Source organism: Mycobacterium sp. E3251 (genome assembly GCF_001666835.1).
Classification (GTDB): Bacteria; Actinomycetota; Actinomycetes; order Mycobacteriales; family Mycobacteriaceae; genus Mycobacterium.
Genome location: NZ_LZJF01000161.1, coordinates 46,996 through 64,569, shown reverse-complemented (window position 1 = coordinate 64,569; position 17,574 = coordinate 46,996). Strand labels below are relative to the sequence as shown.

Annotated in this window: 17 protein-coding genes; 7 read left to right on the top strand and 10 right to left on the bottom strand. The window is 67.2% G+C overall.

Annotated elements, in window-relative coordinates; genetic code table 11:
• Positions 1 to 123 precede the first annotated feature (123 nt).
• Together ramB and A5697_RS19885 are read left to right on the top strand one after the other, a co-directional pair.
• Positions 124 to 1,548, top strand: a complete 1,425-nt coding sequence (ramB, locus tag A5697_RS19890) for an acetate metabolism transcriptional regulator RamB (RefSeq protein ID WP_067949131.1) — start codon at positions 124 to 126, stop codon at positions 1,546 to 1,548.
• Positions 1,545 to 2,105 carry a carboxymuconolactone decarboxylase family protein gene (locus tag A5697_RS19885; protein ID WP_067949133.1) on the top strand — a complete coding sequence of 187 codons (561 nt, stop codon included), beginning with the start codon at positions 1,545 to 1,547 and terminating at the stop codon, positions 2,103 to 2,105. Before ramB ends, A5697_RS19885 begins: the two co-directional genes overlap by 4 nt.
• Positions 2,106 to 2,111: 6 nt before the next feature.
• Here A5697_RS19885 and A5697_RS19880 read toward each other — a convergent pair whose 3' ends face one another.
• Genes A5697_RS19880 through A5697_RS19855 form a run of 6 tightly spaced genes read right to left on the bottom strand, consistent with a single transcriptional unit; the run spans position 2,112 to position 6,668 of the window.
• Positions 2,112 to 2,384, bottom strand: a complete 273-nt coding sequence (locus A5697_RS19880; RefSeq protein WP_068011768.1) for a hypothetical protein — start codon at positions 2,382 to 2,384, stop codon at positions 2,112 to 2,114.
• A gap of 5 nt (positions 2,385 to 2,389) precedes the next feature.
• Positions 2,390 to 3,784, bottom strand: coding sequence for a dihydrolipoyl dehydrogenase (lpdA, locus tag A5697_RS19875; protein WP_068011813.1), 1,395 nt, complete (start codon positions 3,782 to 3,784; stop codon positions 2,390 to 2,392).
• Positions 3,785 to 3,817: 33 nt separating this feature from the next.
• Positions 3,818 to 4,384 (bottom strand): hypothetical protein, encoded by a 567-nt coding sequence (locus tag A5697_RS19870; RefSeq protein WP_068011767.1) that lies wholly within the window; start codon positions 4,382 to 4,384, stop codon positions 3,818 to 3,820.
• Positions 4,377 to 4,655: a putative holin gene (locus A5697_RS19865; protein WP_068122675.1), complete on the bottom strand. Its 279-nt coding sequence runs from the start codon at positions 4,653 to 4,655 to the stop codon at positions 4,377 to 4,379. Before A5697_RS19865 ends, A5697_RS19870 begins: the two co-directional genes overlap by 8 nt.
• A 19-nt stretch (positions 4,656 to 4,674) precedes the next feature.
• A complete protein-coding gene (locus tag A5697_RS19860; protein ID WP_068011766.1) occupies positions 4,675 to 5,145 on the bottom strand; it encodes a DUF779 domain-containing protein in 471 nt (156 codons plus the stop codon).
• The gene (locus tag A5697_RS19855; protein ID WP_067949223.1) at positions 5,145 to 6,668 is read right to left on the bottom strand and encodes an aldehyde dehydrogenase family protein; all 1,524 of its coding nucleotides are present in this window, start codon (positions 6,666 to 6,668) and stop codon (positions 5,145 to 5,147) included. The genes A5697_RS19860 and A5697_RS19855 overlap by 1 nt, the downstream gene beginning before the upstream one ends.
• 66 nt (positions 6,669 to 6,734) lie before the next feature.
• On the opposite strand from A5697_RS19855, the gene A5697_RS19850 reads away from it, so the two are divergent.
• From A5697_RS19850 to A5697_RS19835, 4 genes are read left to right on the top strand one after another with little or no spacing between them, the layout of a single operon-like run.
• Positions 6,735 to 8,780 carry a prolyl oligopeptidase family protein gene (locus A5697_RS19850; RefSeq protein ID WP_068011812.1) on the top strand — a complete coding sequence of 682 codons (2,046 nt, stop codon included), beginning with the start codon at positions 6,735 to 6,737 and terminating at the stop codon, positions 8,778 to 8,780.
• Positions 8,781 to 8,790: 10 nt separating this feature from the next.
• Positions 8,791 to 9,102 carry a hypothetical protein gene (locus A5697_RS19845; protein WP_067949140.1) on the top strand — a complete coding sequence of 104 codons (312 nt, stop codon included), beginning with the start codon at positions 8,791 to 8,793 and terminating at the stop codon, positions 9,100 to 9,102.
• Between the two features lie 8 nt (positions 9,103 to 9,110).
• Positions 9,111 to 10,028 carry a crotonase/enoyl-CoA hydratase family protein gene (locus A5697_RS19840; protein ID WP_068011765.1) on the top strand — a complete coding sequence of 306 codons (918 nt, stop codon included), beginning with the start codon at positions 9,111 to 9,113 and terminating at the stop codon, positions 10,026 to 10,028.
• 53 nt (positions 10,029 to 10,081) lie between these two features.
• A complete protein-coding gene (locus A5697_RS19835) occupies positions 10,082 to 10,579 on the top strand; it encodes a DUF5078 domain-containing protein (RefSeq protein WP_067949144.1) in 498 nt (165 codons plus the stop codon).
• 93 nt (positions 10,580 to 10,672) lie between these two features.
• On the opposite strand, the gene A5697_RS19830 is transcribed toward A5697_RS19835, so the two are convergent.
• The 3 genes from A5697_RS19830 to A5697_RS19820 all read right to left on the bottom strand — a co-directional run bounded on the left by A5697_RS19830 (position 10,673) and on the right by A5697_RS19820 (position 14,907).
• The gene (locus A5697_RS19830) at positions 10,673 to 13,603 is read right to left on the bottom strand and encodes an RND family transporter (protein ID WP_067949147.1); all 2,931 of its coding nucleotides are present in this window, start codon (positions 13,601 to 13,603) and stop codon (positions 10,673 to 10,675) included.
• Complete coding sequence (locus A5697_RS19825; protein WP_067949149.1) at positions 13,600 to 14,148, bottom strand: MmpS family transport accessory protein; 549 nt, start codon at positions 14,146 to 14,148, stop codon at positions 13,600 to 13,602. The genes A5697_RS19830 and A5697_RS19825 overlap by 4 nt, the downstream gene beginning before the upstream one ends.
• 72 nt (positions 14,149 to 14,220) lie before the next feature.
• Positions 14,221 to 14,907, bottom strand: coding sequence for a TetR family transcriptional regulator (locus A5697_RS19820; protein ID WP_156673377.1), 687 nt, complete (start codon positions 14,905 to 14,907; stop codon positions 14,221 to 14,223).
• A gap of 83 nt (positions 14,908 to 14,990) precedes the next feature.
• On the opposite strand from A5697_RS19820, the gene A5697_RS19815 reads away from it, so the two are divergent.
• A complete protein-coding gene (locus A5697_RS19815; RefSeq protein ID WP_067949153.1) occupies positions 14,991 to 16,715 on the top strand; it encodes a cytochrome c biogenesis protein DipZ in 1,725 nt (574 codons plus the stop codon).
• Here the strand turns inward: A5697_RS19815 and A5697_RS19810 are convergent.
• On the bottom strand, positions 16,712 to 17,572 hold the full coding sequence (locus tag A5697_RS19810; protein WP_068011764.1) for a hypothetical protein: 861 nt from the start codon (positions 17,570 to 17,572) through the stop codon (positions 16,712 to 16,714). The two genes, A5697_RS19815 and A5697_RS19810, sit on opposite strands and share 4 nt — an antisense overlap.
• Positions 17,573 to 17,574: the final 2 nt, after the last annotated feature.

Below are 17,574 nucleotides of genomic sequence, written 5' to 3'. Positions count from 1 at the left end.
CTCACGTTGAGGCCTCCGTTGCGAATCATGCCAACGCCCTGTGTCAAAAACCAATCCCGACGCGTCCGCGCCCGCGTGCAAACCCTGCCAACTTCGGCTTAGCAACCCGCTATCCTGGGCAAAGTGTCCAAGACCTTCGTGGGCTCCCGGGTCCGCCAGCTGCGCCACGAGCGCGGCTTCTCCCAGGCCGCCCTGGCCCAGATGCTGGAGATCTCCCCGAGCTACCTGAACCAGATCGAGCACGACGTGCGCCCCCTGACGGTGGCGGTGCTGCTGCGGATCACCGAGGTGTTCGGCGTGGATGCGACGTTCTTCGCCTCCCAGGACGACACCCGGCTGGTCGCCGAGCTGCGCGAGGTCACCATGGACCGCGACCTGGACATCGACGTCGACCCGACCGAGGTGGCCGAGATGGTCAGCGCCCACCCGACCCTGGCCCGCGCGGTGGTCAACCTGCACCGGCGCTACCGGATCACCACCGCGCAGCTGGCCGCCGCGACCGAGGAGCGGTACTCCGACGGCAGCGGCAGCGGCTCGATCACCATGCCGCACGAGGAAGTGCGCGACTACTTCTACCAACGCCAGAACTATCTGCACGAGCTGGACACCGCCGCCGAAGATCTCACGATCCAGATGCGGATGCACCACGGCGACCTCGCCCGCGAGCTGAACCGCCGGCTGACCGAGGTGCACGGCGTGCACATCAACAGGCGGATCGATCTCGGTGACACCGTGTTGCACCGGTACGACCCCACGACCAAGACGCTGGAGATCAGCAACCACCTCTCGCTCGGCCAGCAGGTGTTCAAGATGGCCGCCGAATTGGCCTACCTCGAGTACGGCGACCTCATCGACACCCTGGTAGAGGAGGGCAAGTTCACCAGCGACGAGTCGCACACGCTGGCCCGGCTGGGGCTGGCCAACTACTTCGCCGCGGCCGCGGTGCTGCCCTACCGCCAGTTCCACGACGTCTCGGAGAATTTCCGCTACGACGTCGAGCGGTTGTCCTCCTTCTACTCGGTGAGCTACGAGACGATCGCGCACCGGCTTTCGACGTTGCAGCGGCCGTCGATGCGCGGCGTTCCGTTCTCGTTCGTCCGCGTCGATCGCGCGGGCAACATGTCAAAACGACAGTCCGCCACCGGGTTTCACTTCTCCTCCAGCGGCGGCACCTGCCCGCTGTGGAACGTGTACGAAACGTTCGCCAATCCGGGCAAGATCCTGGTCCAGATCGCCCAGATGCCCGATGGCCGCAACTACATGTGGGTGGCCCGGACCGTGGAGCGTCGGGCCGCCCGGTATGGTCAGCCGGGTAAAACCTTCGCGATCGGGCTGGGCTGCGAGCTGCGCCACGCGCACCGGCTCGTCTACTCCGAAGGACTCGACGTCTCGGGGGATTCAGGAACAGTGGCCACACCGATCGGCGCGGGATGCCGGGTCTGCGAACGCGACAACTGCCCGCAGCGGGCGTTCCCGGCCCTGGGGCGCGCCCTGGATCTCGACGAGCACCGCAGCACGGTCTCCCCGTACCTGGTGAAGCAACCGTGACCGGCGCTCAGCATGGCCGCATCCCGTCGGGGCGCTTCCGCGAACTGGGCCCGGTCAACTGGGTGCTCGCGAAGCTGGCCGCGCGGACGGTGCGGGCGCCCGAGATGCATCTGTTCACCACGCTGGGCCAGCACCGCCTGCTGTTCTTGGCGTGGAGCATCTACAGCGGCCGCGTGCTGCGGGGCCGGCTGCCTGCGATCGACACCGAACTGGTGATCCTGCGGGTCGCGCATGTGCGCGGCTGCGAATACGAACTGCAGCACCACCGCCGGATGGCCGCCAAGCAGGGGCTCGACGCCGACCTGCAGGCCGCCATCTTCGCGTGGCCCGAACGGCTGGACCGGGTCGAGGCGCGCCTGACCGTGCGGCAGCAGGCGCTGCTGACGGCCACCGACGAGTTCGTCAAAGACCGGACCATCACCGACGCCACCTGGCAGCAGCTCGCGGAGCACCTGGACCGCCGTCAGCTGATCGAATTCTGCTTGCTGGCAAGCCAATACGACGGCCTGGCCGCGACGATGGCGGCCCTGGACATCCCGCTGGACAACCCGCGCTAGAGCCCGTCAGAGGTACACACTGGCCAGCACGGCCAGCGTCAGCGCCAGCGGCGGCACGGACAGCCCGAAGCCGAACCCCGACCACGCGTATTTCCTGCGCCGGCGCAGCAACGACGCCCACATAGTGGCGCAGACCGCGAGCGCGAGCGACAGCAGCAACACCGTCGGCGCCCACTGCCCCACCGCTGCGTTGTCGTCGGCGATCGAAAAGGCCAGCAACCACAGGAGATAACCCGCGGCGAGACCGCCGACGGCCCCCAGAACGACGTCGCTGCGCATGCGGGTCAGAAGTTGATCATGTGGCCGGTCAAGCCGTGGAAGCACTCCTGCAGCGCCTCCGACATGGTCGGATGGGTGTGCACGTTGCGCGCCAGCTCGTTGGCGGTCAGGTCCCACTTCTGCGCCAGCGTGAGCTCGGGCAGCAGCTCGGACACGTCGTGGCCGATCAGGTGTCCACCCAGCAACTCGAGATGCTTCGCGTCGGCGACCAACTTGACGAACCCGCTGGGGTCGCCCAGGCCGTGCGCCTTGCCGTTGGCGGTGAACGGGAACTTCGCCACCACGACGTCGTGGCCTTCGTCGCGGGCCTGCTGCTCGGTGAGCCCGAAGCTGGCCACCTGCGGCTGGCAGAACGTCGCCCGCGGCAGCATCCGGTAGTCGCCCAGCGCCAAAGTCTCTGCGCCGGCGATGGTTTCGGCCGCCACCACACCCATGGCCTCGGCGACGTGCGCCAGCATCAGCTTCCCGGTGACGTCACCGATGGCGTAGATGTGCGGCACGCTGGTGATCATGTATTCGTTGATGCCGATGGCCTTGCGGTCGGTCAGCGCGACGCCGGCCTTCTCCAGGCCATAACCCTCGACGTTGGGCGCAAAGCCGATGGCCTGCAACACTTTTGCGGCCTTGAGTTCCTGCGTGTTGCCGTCTTTGCTGACGGCGACGGTGACCTCGGAGCCGTTGTCCGAGATGGACTCGACCTTGGTCCCGGTGAGGATCTTGATGCCCAGCTTCTTGAACTGCTTCTCGATCTCCTTGGACACATCGGCGTCCTCGTTGGGCAGCGCGCGCGGCAGGAACTCCACGATGGTCACGTCGACGCCGTAGTTCTTCATGACGTAGCCGAACTCCATGCCGATCGCGCCGGCGCCGGCGATGACGATCGACTCGGGCAGCTCGCGGGAGAGGATCTGTTCCTCGTAGGTGACCACGTTGGCCGACAGCGACGTCCCCGGCACCAGCCGGGTGCTGCTGCCGGTGGCGATGATGGCGTTGTCGAACGTGACGGTCTCGGTCCCGCCGTCGTTGAGGTCCACCGACAACGTGTTGGCGTCGGTGAATCTGCCGTACCCGTTGATCTCGGTGATCTTGTTCTTCTTCATCAGGAAGTGCACGCCCGCGACCCGGCCCTCGGCCACCTTGCGGCTGCGGTCGAAGGCGGCGCCGTAATCGAAGGTCGCCTCACCGTTCATCCCGAAAGTCTTGGCTTCCTTGGTGAAGATGTGGACCAGCTCGGCGTTGCGGAGCAGCGCCTTGGACGGGATGCAGCCGACGTTGAGGCAGACACCGCCCCAGTACTTCGGCTCGACGACTGCGGTGTTCAGGCCGAGCTGTGCGGCGCGAATGGCTGCGACATATCCGCCGGGACCGGCCCCGAGGACGACGACGTCAAAATGGGTCACGGCCACTACCCTAGTGGCCGCCCGGGTGAGGCGTTAATACGGAATGAGGCCGAGGAGGCAGTGGCCCACCCGCGCGCAGTGGTAATAGCCGTGCAGGGGCGCCGCGGCGGTCAGCGAGGCGAACGGCCCCGACATCACCGCCAGCGACAGCGCCGAGACCAGCGGCCTGCCCTCGACCATCGCGAGCAGCACGCCACCGACGGCGCACGCCACCACGTACACCAGGATGGTGAACAGCGCCGCGGTTTGGTCGGTCGAGTGATACCACCAATAGAACAGGCCGAACCCGACGACCGCCGCCAGGCACCACACGCCGAGGATCACCAGCAGCAGCTTCCACCACTTCAGGTAGAGGTAACGCCCGGGAACGGTGACGGGTTGCACCGGCGCGACAGCGGATTCGGCGTCGGCGCCCTGTTCGGTCGCGGCGGGCTCATGCGTCTGCGGCCCGTCCTTGGCGGCGGCCTGCTCGCCGGTGTCGTCGGTGTCGTCGGAGAAGTCCGGCTTCCACGACTGGGTCCCGGTGTCCTCGTCGGAATCGGAGAAGTCGGGCACCCATGACTGGGTGCCCGGGCTCGACGGGGTGTCGTCGTCAGCCATGGTTGGTCACCTGCAGGGCGACGAGCACACCGAACCAGCCGGGCGCCACCGCCATGACGAAGGCGCCCAGCATCGTCACCCACCGGCGTCCGGAGAAGAGGACCGTCAGCAGCCCCGCAGCGCTGGGAATCCCGACCACGAACGCGAGGGCGAAGGCCGGGCGGATGCTCCCGTGGACGGTGCCGGCGAATCCCACCCCCGCCAGCAGCCCGACCGCGGCGCCGATCAGCATGGCGCCGGCCAACAACCGCGGACGCGGGAGGGGGATCACGATTTCGACATTACTGCGGTCACCGACCCGGAGGGCACGTTCGCAGAGCCGCGTCAGTCACCACCTGACCGCGCGCGCAAGGGCGTTCGCCACGTTCGTAGTCGGCGCCGGTGATGACCCGGGCGTCCCGCAGCGCGGCCTGTTCGTCGTCGGTGAAGACGCGGCCGCGGGACAGGAACCGCACCCCTTCGGGCGCCTCCAGGCTGAACCCGCCGCCCCGGCCCGGGACCACGTCGATGACCAGCTGGGTGTGCTTCCAGGTTTGATACTGCGGGCCAGAGATCCACACCGGCACCCCGTCTGTTCCGACGTCGAGCACCCCGAGCAACACGTCGCGGTCGCCGACGAGGAAGTCACCGAGTGGGTAGCACATCGGCGACGACCCGTCGCAGCAGCCGCCGGACTGGTGGAACATCACCGGGCCGTGCCGGTCCTGCAGTCGCTCCAGCAGTTCGGCGGCGTCCGCGGTGATGACGACACCCGGAACCATCAGAAGAAACCCTGCGCCTTGTCCGAGTAGGACACCATCAGGTTCTTGGTCTGCTGGTAGTGGTCGAGCATCATCTTGTGGTTCTCCCGGCCGATGCCCGATTGCTTGTAGCCGCCGAACGCGGCGTGGGCGGGATACACGTGGTAGCAGTTGACCCACACCCGGCCGGCCTGGATGTCCCGCCCGGCCCGGTAGGCGGTGTTGCCGTCGCGGCTCCACACCCCCGCACCCAGACCGTAGAGGGTGTCGTTGGCGATCGAGATCGCGTCGTCGTAGTCGGAGAACGACGTCACCGCCACCACCGGGCCGAAGATCTCCTCCTGGAAGATCCGCATCTTGTTGTTGCCGGCGAAGATCGTCGGCTGCATGTAGTAGCCGCCGGACAGGTCGCCGCCCAGCTCGGCGCGCTCCCCGCCGGTGATGACCTTGGCGCCCTCGTCCTTGCCGATCTCGATGTAGGACAACACCTTTTCCAGCTGGTCGTTGGATGCCTGTGAACCCAGCATCGTCTCGGTGTCCAGCGGATCACCCTGCCGTACCGCCTTGGTCCGGATGGCGGCCAGCTCCAGGAACTCGTCGTAGATGTCGGACTGGACCAGGCTGCGCGACGGGCAGGTGCACACCTCGCCCTGGTTCAGGGCGAACATGGTGAAGCCCTCCAGCGCCTTGTCCTGGAAATCGTCACCCTTGGCCATCACGTCGGAGAAGAAGATGTTGGGGCTCTTGCCGCCGAGCTCGAGGGTGACCGGGATCAGGTTCTGCGACGCGTACTGCATGATCAGCCGCCCGGTGGTGGTCTCCCCGGTGAACGCGATCTTGGCGATCCGGTTGCTCGACGCCAGCGGCTTGCCCGCCTCGGCGCCGAACCCGTTGACGACGTTGACCACGCCCGCCGGCAGCAGGTCACCGATCAGCGACATCAGGTAGAGCACCGAGACCGGCGTCTGCTCGGCGGGTTTGAGCACCACCGCGTTGCCGGCCGCCAGCGCGGGCGCCAGCTTCCAGGTGGCCATCAGGATCGGGAAGTTCCACGGAATGATCTGCCCGACCACGCCGAGCGGCTCGTGGAAGTGGTAGGCGACGGTGTCCTCGTCGATCTGGGAAAGCGAGCCCTCCTGCGCGCGGATCGCCCCGGCGAAGTAGCGGAAATGGTCGACCGCCAGCGTGATGTCGGCGCCCAGCGCCTCGCGGATCGGTTTCCCGTTGTCCCACACTTCTGCCACCGCCAGGGCGGCCTTGTTCGCCTCGATCCGGTCGGCGATCTTGTTGAGGATCGCCGCCCGTTCGGCCGGTGGGGTCTTGCCCCACGCCCCCGCCGCCCCGTGAGCGGCGTCGAGCGCCTTCTCGACATCGGCCTCGTCCGACCGGGCCACCTCGCAGAACGGCTGGCCGGTCACCGGTGTCGGGTTCTCGAAATAGCGGCCCTGCGCCGGCCGGACCCATTCGCCCCCAATGAAGTTGTCGTAGCGGGCTTCATACGACATCAACGCCCCAGCGGAACCTGGACGTGCGAAAACAGTCATCTGCTCGGCTCCTCGCTCGCCTGTGTAATACACCTCACACTACCGCCGGAGGCCACAATGGCGGTCATGACATCGCAAGCCCCCGCGGCCCCCGACGACGACCGTGACCCCTACCTGTGGCTCGAGGAGGTCACCGGCGACGAGGCGCTGGATTGGGTGCGGGCGCGCAACGAACCGACGTTGGCGACCTTCCGCGACGCGGAGTTCGAGCGAATGCGCACCGAGGCGCTCGAGGTGCTCGACACCGACGCCCGCATCCCGTACGTGGTCCGCCGCGGCGAGTACCTCTACAACTTCTGGCGCGACGCCGACAACCCGCGCGGACTGTGGCGGCGCACCACGCTCGAGAGCTATCGGACCGATGCCCCCGAGTGGGACGTGCTGATCGATGTCGACGAGTTGGGCCGGACCGACGACGAGAAGTGGGTGTGGGCCGGCGCCGGTGTCATCGAACCGGAGTACACGCGCGCCCTGGTCGCGCTGTCCAGGGGCGGCTCGGACGCGTCCATCGTGCGCGAATTCGACATGGGGACACGCGAATTCGTCGTCGACGGATTCGCGCTGCCGGAGGCCAAGTCGCAACTTGCCTGGGTGGATACCGACACCGTGCTGGTGGGCACGGACTTCGGCGCCGACTCGCTCACCGATTCGGGCTACCCGCGGGTGATCAAGCGATGGCGGCGGGGCACCCCACTGACCGACGCGGAAACCGTGTTCGAGGGCGCCCGCACCGACGTCCGCGTGTCCGCCTCGGTGGACCGCACCCCCGGCTTCGAGCGCACCCTGCTGGGGCGGGCCCTCGACTTCTGGAACGAAGAGGTCTACGAACTGCGGGGCCTTTCAGAAAACCCAGAGCTGATCCGCATCGACGCGCCCACCGACGCGAGCTTGTCGATACACCGGGAGTGGCTCCTGATCGAGCTGCGCACCGATTGGTTCTACGGCGCGCAGAGCTATCCCGCCGGTTCTTTGCTGGCGGCGAACTACGACGAGTTCTTGTCGGGCACGGCCGAATTGAGCGTGGTGTTCGAGCCAGACGAGCACACCGCCCTGAACCACTACGCGTGGACGCGCGACCGCCTGTTGATGGTCACCCTCGCCGACGTGGCCAGCCGGGTGGAGATCGTCACGCCCGGAACGTGGGAACGTCAACCGTTAGCCGGCATCCCCGAGGCGACCCACACCGTCGTCGTCGCGGCCGACGACACCGGCGACGAGTTCTTCCTGGACTCCAGCGGATTCGTCAACCCGTCGCGGCTCATGCGCGGCACCGGCGCAGGCCCGCTCGACCAGATCAAGTCCGCGCCGGCCTTCTTCGACGCCGGCAACCTCGCCGTCTCCCAGCATTTCGTGGCGTCGCAGGACGGGACGCCGATCCCGTACTTCGTGGTGCGGCCCGCCGATGCGCGGGGCCCGGGGCCGGCCATGCTGTACGGCTACGGCGGCTTCGAATCCGCCAACACCCCCGCCTACAGCGGCGTGCTCGGCCGGCTGTGGCTGGCCCGCGGCGGCACCTACGTGCTCGCCAACATCCGCGGCGGCGGCGAGTACGGGCCCGGCTGGCACACCCAGGCCATGCGCGAGAACCGGCACAAGGTGGCCGAGGATTTCGCCGCGGTGGCAACGGATTTGGTGAATCGGGGCATTACCACCGTGGACCAGCTCGGCGCGCAGGGTGGCAGCAACGGCGGCCTGCTGATGGGCATCATGCTGACCCAGTACCCGGAGAGATTCGGCGCGCTGGTCTGCAGCGTGCCGCTGCTGGACATGAAGCGCTACCACCTGCTGCTCGCAGGCGCCTCGTGGATGGCCGAGTACGGCGACCCGGACAACCCGGACGACTGGGCGTTCATCTCCGAATATTCGCCCTACCAGAACATTTCCGCCACGCGCCACTATCCGCCGGTGCTGATGACCACGTCGACCCGCGACGATCGGGTCCATCCGGGCCATGCCCGCAAGATGACGGCGGCGCTGGAGGCCGCGGGCCACCGGGTCTACTACTACGAGAACATCGAGGGCGGCCACGCCGGCGCGGCCGACAACCAGCAGGTCGCCTTCAAGTCGGCACTGACCTATTCCTTCCTGTGGCGGATGCTCGCCAGGTCATAAGATCGTCGGCGTGTCAGCGACCCAACGCATCGAACTCACCCTGCTGGCGACGGGGTTGATCTTCGTCCTGGTCTCGGCGGCGCAGGCACGCTACCGATTCATCCGTCATCGCCGCGCCGGCAGGCGGTTCTACTGGACGACCGCGATCATCGGCATCGTCTGCTTCGCGATCGGCACGGGCAGGGTCTGGCCCAACGCCGTCTGCGTGGCGGTGATCTTTTCCGGCGTCGTCGTCTTGTCGGCCTACCTGACTACGCCGTATCTCAAGATCGGCGACCGCATCTACGCGTCGTCGCCGGAAAACCGTCGGCCCGATCCCTAAAGGATGCTATGACCGCACCCGACTTCGAGACGCTCCTCTATACGACGGCCGCCCCGGTGGCCACCATCACGCTGAACCGCCCGGAGCAGCTCAACACGATCGTGCCGCCCATGCCCGACGAGATCGAGGCGGCGGTCGGGCTGGCGGAGCGCGACCCGGCCGTCAAGGTCATCGTGCTGCGCGGCGCGGGCCGGGCGTTCTCCGGCGGCTACGACTTCGGCGGCGGCTTTCAGCACTGGGGCGAGTCGATGATGACCGACGGCAAGTGGGATCCCGGCAAGGACTTCGCGATGGTCACCTCCCGCGAGACGGGGCCGACGCAGAAGTTCATGGCCATCTGGCGGGCATCCAAGCCGGTCATCGCCCAGGTGCACGGCTGGTGCGTGGGCGGCGCAAGCGATTACGCGCTGTGCGCGGACCTGGTGATCGCCAGCAACGACGCGGTGATCGGCACCCCGTACAGCAGGATGTGGGGCGCATACCTGAGCGGGATGTGGCTCTACCGGCTCAGCTTCGCCAAGGCCAAGTGGCACTCGCTGACCGGGCGGCCGCTGACCGGCGTGCAGGCGGCCGAGGTCGAGCTGATCAACGAGGCGGTGCCGTTCGAGCGGCTCGAGGCCCGGGTCGCCGAGGTAGCCGCCGAGCTGGCCCGGATTCCACTGTCGCAGCTGCAGGCGCAGAAGCTGATCGTCAACCAGGCCTACGAGAACATGGGGTTGGCGTCCACGCAGACGCTCGGCGGCATCCTCGACGGCTTGATGCGCAACACCCCCGACGCCCTGGAGTTCGTCAAGACAGCCGAAACCGAGGGCGTTCGGGCGGCGGTCGAGCGCCGAGACGGTCCCTTCGGGGACTACAGCCAGGCCCCGCCGGAGCTGCGGCCCGACCCCACGCACGTCATCGTGCCTGATCGGGACCAATGCTGAGATGGGCTAGGAACCTGTTCCCCGGCGCCCAAAAAGTGTTACCGTTATCAACTATGTCCCGGCTGACTTCTGGCCTGCGTGCAGGCGCCGCTGTCCTCGCCCTGGGTATCGCCGCGACGGCGTTCCCGAAAACCGCCGTGGCCGACTCCACGGAGGACTTCCCGATTCCGCGCAGGATGATCAACACCACCTGCGACGCCGAGCAGATCATGGCGGCCACCCGCGACACCAGCCCGGTGTACTACCAGCGCTACATGATCGACTTCGACAACCACCCGAACGTCCAGCAGGCGACGATCGACAAGGTGCATTGGTTCTACTCGCTGTCGCCGGAGGACCGCCGGACGTATTCGGAGAACTTCTTCAACAACGACCCGCTGTGGTACGCGTGGCCGAACCACATGAAGCTCTTCTTCAACAACAAGGGCGTCGTGGCCAAGGCCACCGACGTGTGCAACCAATACCCGCCCGGCGACATGGCGGTCTGGGACTGGGCCGAGCCGACTGGTCCGCCTGGATGGCCGGGACCCGTCCGCGGCAGGGTCCAGTAATTCCGCGCTAGGGCTCAGTAATGCGGTGACGCCGCCGGGAACCAGTCTGTGTTGGTCGCCCCGGCGGCGGCCTCGCGGCGCCGCCTCGTCGGATCAGCGCGGCTGGACCAACCCGCCCGGCGGGTGCTCCTCGACGTTCCTGAGGAGCAGATCGCGCACAGCGGGACGCGGTCCGTACGGTCGCAGCATGGTGCTGGCCGGCCGTGGACGCACGTGCTGCGGCCACCAGAACCAGCGCCCGAGCAGGGTTGCCAGCGACGGAGTCATGAACGACCGCACGATCAAGGTGTCGAACAACAAACCCAGCGCGATCGTCGTACCCACCTGGGCCATCACCAGCAGCGGGCTGAACATGAACGTGGCCATGGTCGCGGCGAACACCAGGCCGGCGGAGGTCACCACCGAGCCCGAACCGGCCATCGCGCGGATCGTCCCGGTTTTGAGCCCGGCGTGGATTTCCTCCTTGAACCGCGATATCAGCAGCAGGTTGTAGTCCGAGCCGACCGCCAGCAGCAGGATGATCGCCATCGCCAGCACCATCCAGTGCAACTTGATGCCCAGGATGTACTGCCAAAGGAGCACGGAGAGCCCGAACGAGGCGCCCAGTGACAGCAACACCGTACCGACGATCACGAAGGCCGCCACGGCGCTTCGGGTGATCACCAGCATGATGATGAAAATCAGTGTGGCTGCAGCAATTCCGGCGATCAGCAGGTCGATGTTAGAGCCGTCGTGCATGTCCTTGTACGTCGCGGCGGTACCGCCGAGGTAAACCTTGGAGCCCTCCCAGGGCGTGCCCTTGATCGCCTCGTGCACGGCCTGCTTGATCGGTTCGATGTGGCTGATGCCTTCGGGGCTCGCCGGGTCGCCTTCATGGGAGATGATCAACCGGACCGCGTGCCCGTCCGGCGAAATGAAGTTCTTCAGACCCCGTGCGAAATCCGGGCTCTTGAACGCCTCCGGCGGGAGGTAGAACGTGTCGTCATTCTTTGCTTTGTCGAAGGCATCGCCCTGGGCGGTGGCGTTGTCGGACTGCGCTTTCGCCTGTTCGTTGAGACCCATCGTGGTCGCGTAGTTCGACATGATGGTGTCGAGGTTGCGCTGCTGACTTTCGATCTGCGGCGGTATCAGCGCCACCAGCTTCGGCTGGATCTGATCCAACTTGTCCAGATTCGCACTCAGTTCAACGATGTTCTGAGCCACCTGGTCGATGCCGTCGAGCGCGTTGAAGACCGACCGTAGCGCCCAGCAGGCCGGAATGTCGTAGCAGTGCCTCTCCCAGTAGAAGAAGCTGCGGATCGGCCGGAAGAAGTCGTCGAAGTTGGCGATGTCATCGCGCAACGCCTCGGTGATCCGCACGGTTTCCTTGGTGAGCCTGGTGGTTTCGTGCGTCGTGTTGCTGAGGTCCTGGGTGACCTGCATCTGTTCATGCAGGGTGGCCATGGTCTTGCGCAGTTCGTCGGCCTGCTTGAGCAGGTTGTTCGCCTGCTCTTCCTGATAGTGCTGGGTCTGGATCCGCCCCGCTGCTTGTGCGCCCATCTGGAAACCGAGGGTGCTGTGGTCGAGCGGCGTGCCCAACGGCCGGGTAATGGTCTGCACGCGGCCAATGCCGGGGATGTGGAAGACCGCCTTGGCGACCTTGTCCAGGACCAGGAAGTCGGCGGGGTTGCGCAAGTCGTGATCGGTTTCGATCATCAACAACTCGGGATTGAGCCGCGCCTGGTCGAAATGCCGGTCCGCGGCGGCATACCCGACATTGGCCGGGGTGTCCGCCGGCAGGAAGTGGCGGTTGTCGTAGTCCGTCTTGTAGCCCGGCAGGGCGAGCAGACCAACCAGTGCGACCCCGATGGTCACCGCGAAAACCGGTGCGGGCCAGCGGACGACCGCGGTGCCGATGCGACGCCAGCCCCGGGTCTGCAGCGTGCGCTTCGGATCCATGAGCTTGAAGAACGAAGCCACCGTCAAAACCGCCGGAGCCAGCGTCAAAGCCGCCAACACCGCGACCAGCATGCCCACCGCACAGGGCACCCCCAGCGACTCGAAGTACGGCAGCCGGCAGAAGCTCAGGCAGTACATCGCGCCGGCGATCGTCAGGCCCGACCCAAGCACGACGTGCGCGGTGCTGTGGAACATCGTGTAGAACGCTTGCTCACGGGTCTCGCCCAGACCGCGCGCCTCGTGGTAGCGCCCGACCACGAAGATCGCGTAGTCCGTTCCGGCGGCGATCGCCATCAGCACCAGCATGTTGTTGGCGAACGTCGAGAGCCCCATGATCCCGTAGTTTCCGAGCGTCGCGACGACACCACGGGCCGCCGCCAACTCGATGAAGACCATCGCCAGCATGATCAGCATGGTGACGATCGAGCGGTAGACGAACAGCAGCATCACCACGATCACCAAAAAAGTGACAAGGGTGACGAGCATGACGCCCTTCTCGCCCGCATGGGACTGATCGGCGAACAGCGGACCCGCGCCGGTGACATACGCCTTGATTCCCGGCGGTGCGGGCACCGAGTCCACGATCTTGCGGACGGCCAGGGCAGACTCGTTCGCCAGCCCGCCGCCCATGTTCCCGGCGAGGTAGACCTGGACGTACGCGGCCTTTTGGTCGTGGCTCTGGGAACCCGCCGCCGTCAGCGGATCACTCCAGAAATCCTGCACGTGCTGAACGTGCGTCTTGTCTTGCTCGACGCGCCTGACGATCTCGTCGTAGTAACGGTGCGCTTCGGCGCCGAGTGGCTTGTCGCCCTCCAGCAAGATCATGGCCGAGTTGTCGGAGTTGAACTCTTTGAACGTCGATCCGACCTTCATCATCGACTGAAAGGACGCCGCGGCAGTGGGACTCATCGACACCGAGTGGGTTTTGGCGACGACCTCCAGCTGCGGGGCCACGGTGTTGGTGAGGAACACGATGCCCAACCAGATCAGGACGATCGGCAGGGCGAGCCGGTGGATCATCCGCGGCAGGAACGGCGGGATCAGCGGCTGGTCGACGCGCGGCGGAGCCCCGCCTGGCTCGCTCATGCGGACTTGTCCAGGCAGTAGACGAAGGGGTTCACGGTTTCGTTGGCATCCGAGCGATTCGGAGCCTTGATCACGTCACCGTGCCCGTCGTGGTTGTTCACGACGAATTGGCAGGCGATCCAACTGCCGTCGCCTTGTGCAATCAGGTTTGCCGGGATGCCGGGCTTCGTTGAACTCAATACTTTGCTCCAGGGCAAGGACACGTTGAGGGCCTGCTGCGGATGGGAGTTTTCGTCGAGGTAGTTGATGGTTGCCGTGCTGCCCGGTGAGCCCCAGACCTGGAGCGTGATCGTCTTGGCGTTGAACTCGTCGAGGACCTCGCCCGACGTGCCGCCACCGAACGAACCCTTGTGAACTCCGAAGACGCCGTGCAATCGGTATACGACGAATCCCGACACCGCGACGACGGCTGCGATCGTGAGCACCAACCAGAAACGCGCCAGCAGCCCCTTTTTCCCGGAAGGCTGCGGAGCGCCCTTTTTGCCCTCGCCGGCGCCGGAGCCCTGCTTCTGCAGCGGCTCGGTCCTTGGCTCAGTCGTCGTCATGGGCGCTCCAAGTCCTTCCCGTTCACCGGTCGCAGTTCGCCAAGCCACAGCCCCCCGGCCTCCTCTCTTCGTTCATTGCGATCCCGAGATGAGCCCCACGCACGTGGCGGTCAGCAAGCGAGTGAGGGCGAAGGTGAAGTCCAGGTTCCACTCGGGCGGAATCACTTCGGGCTCCTCGGCATACGCGTCGGTCAGCCGCTCGGGCGGGTTGGCGACCTGCCATAGCGTCGCGGCCAGCGAGTACGCGGCCAGCAGGATGTCGAGCGACCCCGACCGCCCGAGCTCGGGCAGCGCCGTCTCGATGGAGTCTGCGAGCGAGAGCGTGGCCGCGGTGCTGATCCGCTTGACCTCGACCACCCGCTCGGCGTCCACCTCATGTTCGAGGTGCAGGTGCAGGTTGGCCAGCAGGTCGCAGAACAGCGGGTCCTCGGCCAGGGCGTTGGCCAGCGTCTCGGCGATTTCCGACGGCGACTTCGGGCCGGGCTCGGCCAGCTTCTCCGACACCGTGTTCGACCAGCGCACCCAGCCCTCGGCGGACAGGTGCAGCAGGACTTCCTTATGTGAGGTGAAGTAGCGACGGACGGCGGAGTAGTGAATGCCGGCCCGGCTGGCGACGGCGGTCAGGGTGACCGACGCGACGCCGGTCTCGAGCGCCAGTGAGCGTGCGGCCTCCACGAGTGCCTCCGCACGTTGGCGCTTTTTCTCCTCGGTGCGGGCGCGCTGGAAAGTTAACTGCGCCACCGGTGGAGCGTAACGCACATTATGTGATTTGTATAACGCACGTAGCGTGATTTGTTCTCGGCCACATGAACCGTCCCGGGTGCGGAAAGGTGTATATAGGTATGCACACCATCGCGCTCATCGGCTTCCTCGGCGGACTCATCACCGGGATCTCGCCGTGCATCCTGCCGGTGCTTCCGGTGCTCCTGCTGTCGGGCGCGGGCGGCACCCGGGCGATCAGTGCCGCCGCGCGGCCCTACCTGGTGATCGCCGGCCTGGTGTGCAGCTTCTCGCTGGCCACGCTGGTCGGCTCCGGGTTGCTGACGGCGCTGCACCTGCCGCAGGACGCGATCCGGTGGGCGGCGCTGGTGGTGCTGGTGCTGATCGGACTCGGGCTGATCTTCCCGCCGCTGCAACACCTGATCGAGCGGCCGTTCGGGTACCTGCCGCAGCGGCAAATCGGCGCCAACGCAGACGGTTTCGGGCTCGGATTGACGCTGGGCGCGCTGTATGTGCCGTGCGCGGGCCCGGTGCTCGCGGCGATCGTGGTCGCCGGCGGCACGCAGTCGATCGGAGCCGGCGCGCTGGTCTTGACCGGGACGTTCGCACTGGGCAATGCGCTGCCGCTGCTGGCGTTCGCGCTGGCCGGGCGGCGCGTCGCCGAACGCGTCGCCGCGTTCCGCCGCCGGCAGCGCGCGATCCAGGTGGCCGGCGGGATCATGATGGTGGTGCTGGCCGTGGCACTGGTCTTCAACCTGCCCGCGATGCTGCAGCGCGCGATCCCCGACTACACGACGGCGATGCAGAACAAGATCGGCGCCGACGACCTCCAGCGCACGCTCAACCCCGCCGCGGCCACGCCGGCGCCAGGGTCCAGCGGCTTGCGGCTGAGCCCGGCCGGGGTCAGAGTCGACGGCGCGTTGACCGATTGCATGGACGGCGCCACCCAGTTGCAGCAGTGCGGCCCGGCGCCCGCCGTCGGCGGGATCACGGGGTGGCTCAACACCCCGGACGGCAAACCGCTCGACGAGGCGGCGGTGCGCGGCAAGGTGGTGCTGATCGACTTCTGGGCCTACTCGTGCATCAACTGCCAACGGGCCATCGCGCACGTAACCGATTGGTACAACCGGTATCACGACGCCGGGCTCGTCGTCGTCGGGGTGCACACCCCCGAGTACGCCTTCGAGCGGGTCCCCGCCAACGTCTCCAGCGGCGCCGCCGCGCTGCACATCACCTACCCCGTCGCGCTGGACAACGACTACACCACCTGGAACAACTACCAAAACCTGTACTGGCCCGCGGAATACCTGATCGACGCGACCGGAACCGTCCGGCACACGAAGTTCGGCGAGGGTGATTACGAGGGCACCGAGAAGCTGATCCGGGACCTGCTCGTCGACGCCCACCCCGACACCCGGCTGCCCGCGCCGGCGCACTCCGCGGACACCACACCGCAGACCCGGCTCACCCCCGAGACGTATCTAGGGGTCGACCGGGCCCGAAACTACGGCGGCAAAGGCGATTACAAGTCGGGCGAGTTCAGCTATCCGCCGCAGTTGGCGGGCGACACGTTCGCGCTGGGCGGCCGATGGAAGCTGGACGACCAGGGCGCCACCGCCGACAGCGATGACGCCGCCATCCGGCTGAACTACACGGCCAAGGACGTCTATGTCGTCGTCGGCGGCACCGGCACACTCACGGTGACCCGCGACGGCAGGACCACCACGACGGCGATCGGCGGGCCACCCACGCTGCACCCGATCGTCACCGACGAGACGGCGCGCGGCGACCAGCTCGACATGCGGGTCAGCCCTGGGCTGCAAGTCTTTTCGTTCACCTTCGGCTAGCCCGCCGGCTTCTTCCGCAGGCTGCCCAGCATCGCGACGACGACACCGCCGATCACCAGCGCGGCGCCGGCGAGCAGCGTCAGGTTGAGCCATTGATGCAGGCCCGCCTCGGCGTGGCCGACCATCACCTCCGCGACGCGGCGGATGTCGCCGGTGGTCCGGTTGAGCGCGTCGTTGACATAGCGGCGGGCGATCTCGATGCCCGCCCAGCCGGCGGCGCCGACCAGCAACGCGGAGACCCCGAGGCCGGTGAGCGCCTTCCCGCGGCGGCGCGCGGTGGCCACCGTCAGCACGGCGCACACGACGCTGAGGGCGACCGCGCCGATGCTCACCCACGGGCCCCACGTGGCAAGCGGGCTGAGCCGGCCCTGCCGCAGCGATCGCGGCACCGACGCCGTCAACGGAACCGTCAGCGTCGCAGGCGCTTTCACGTTGTGACGGCTCAGGATCCGCTGCATCGAGGCGTCCCTGAGCATCGGCGCCACGTCGATCGCCCACGACTCGCCGGCGCCGTCGGCGGTGAACAACCAGCGGTGCGCCGCCCGGTTCGCCTGGGCGAACAGCGCCGGAAAGGCGGGCCCGGCCGTGAACGCGACGGCGGCCAGGTGCACTTCCGCGCCCTCGACCGGCCGCCGTCCGCCGTTGCGCTCCGCGATGAGCGCCATCGCGCGGTCGGATAGCTCGTCCGCGGCGGCGGACTGCAGCGCGGGGTCGCCGGCGGCCCGCTGGGCCAGCGCGGCGTAGCCGCCCTCGCTGACGATGTTCAGCTGCAGCCACGACGCCGGGATGGCCACGGCCAGCGCGACGGTGGTGGCCAGCCACAGCACCGCCCGGAAGACGGCGGCCACGATTCGCACGC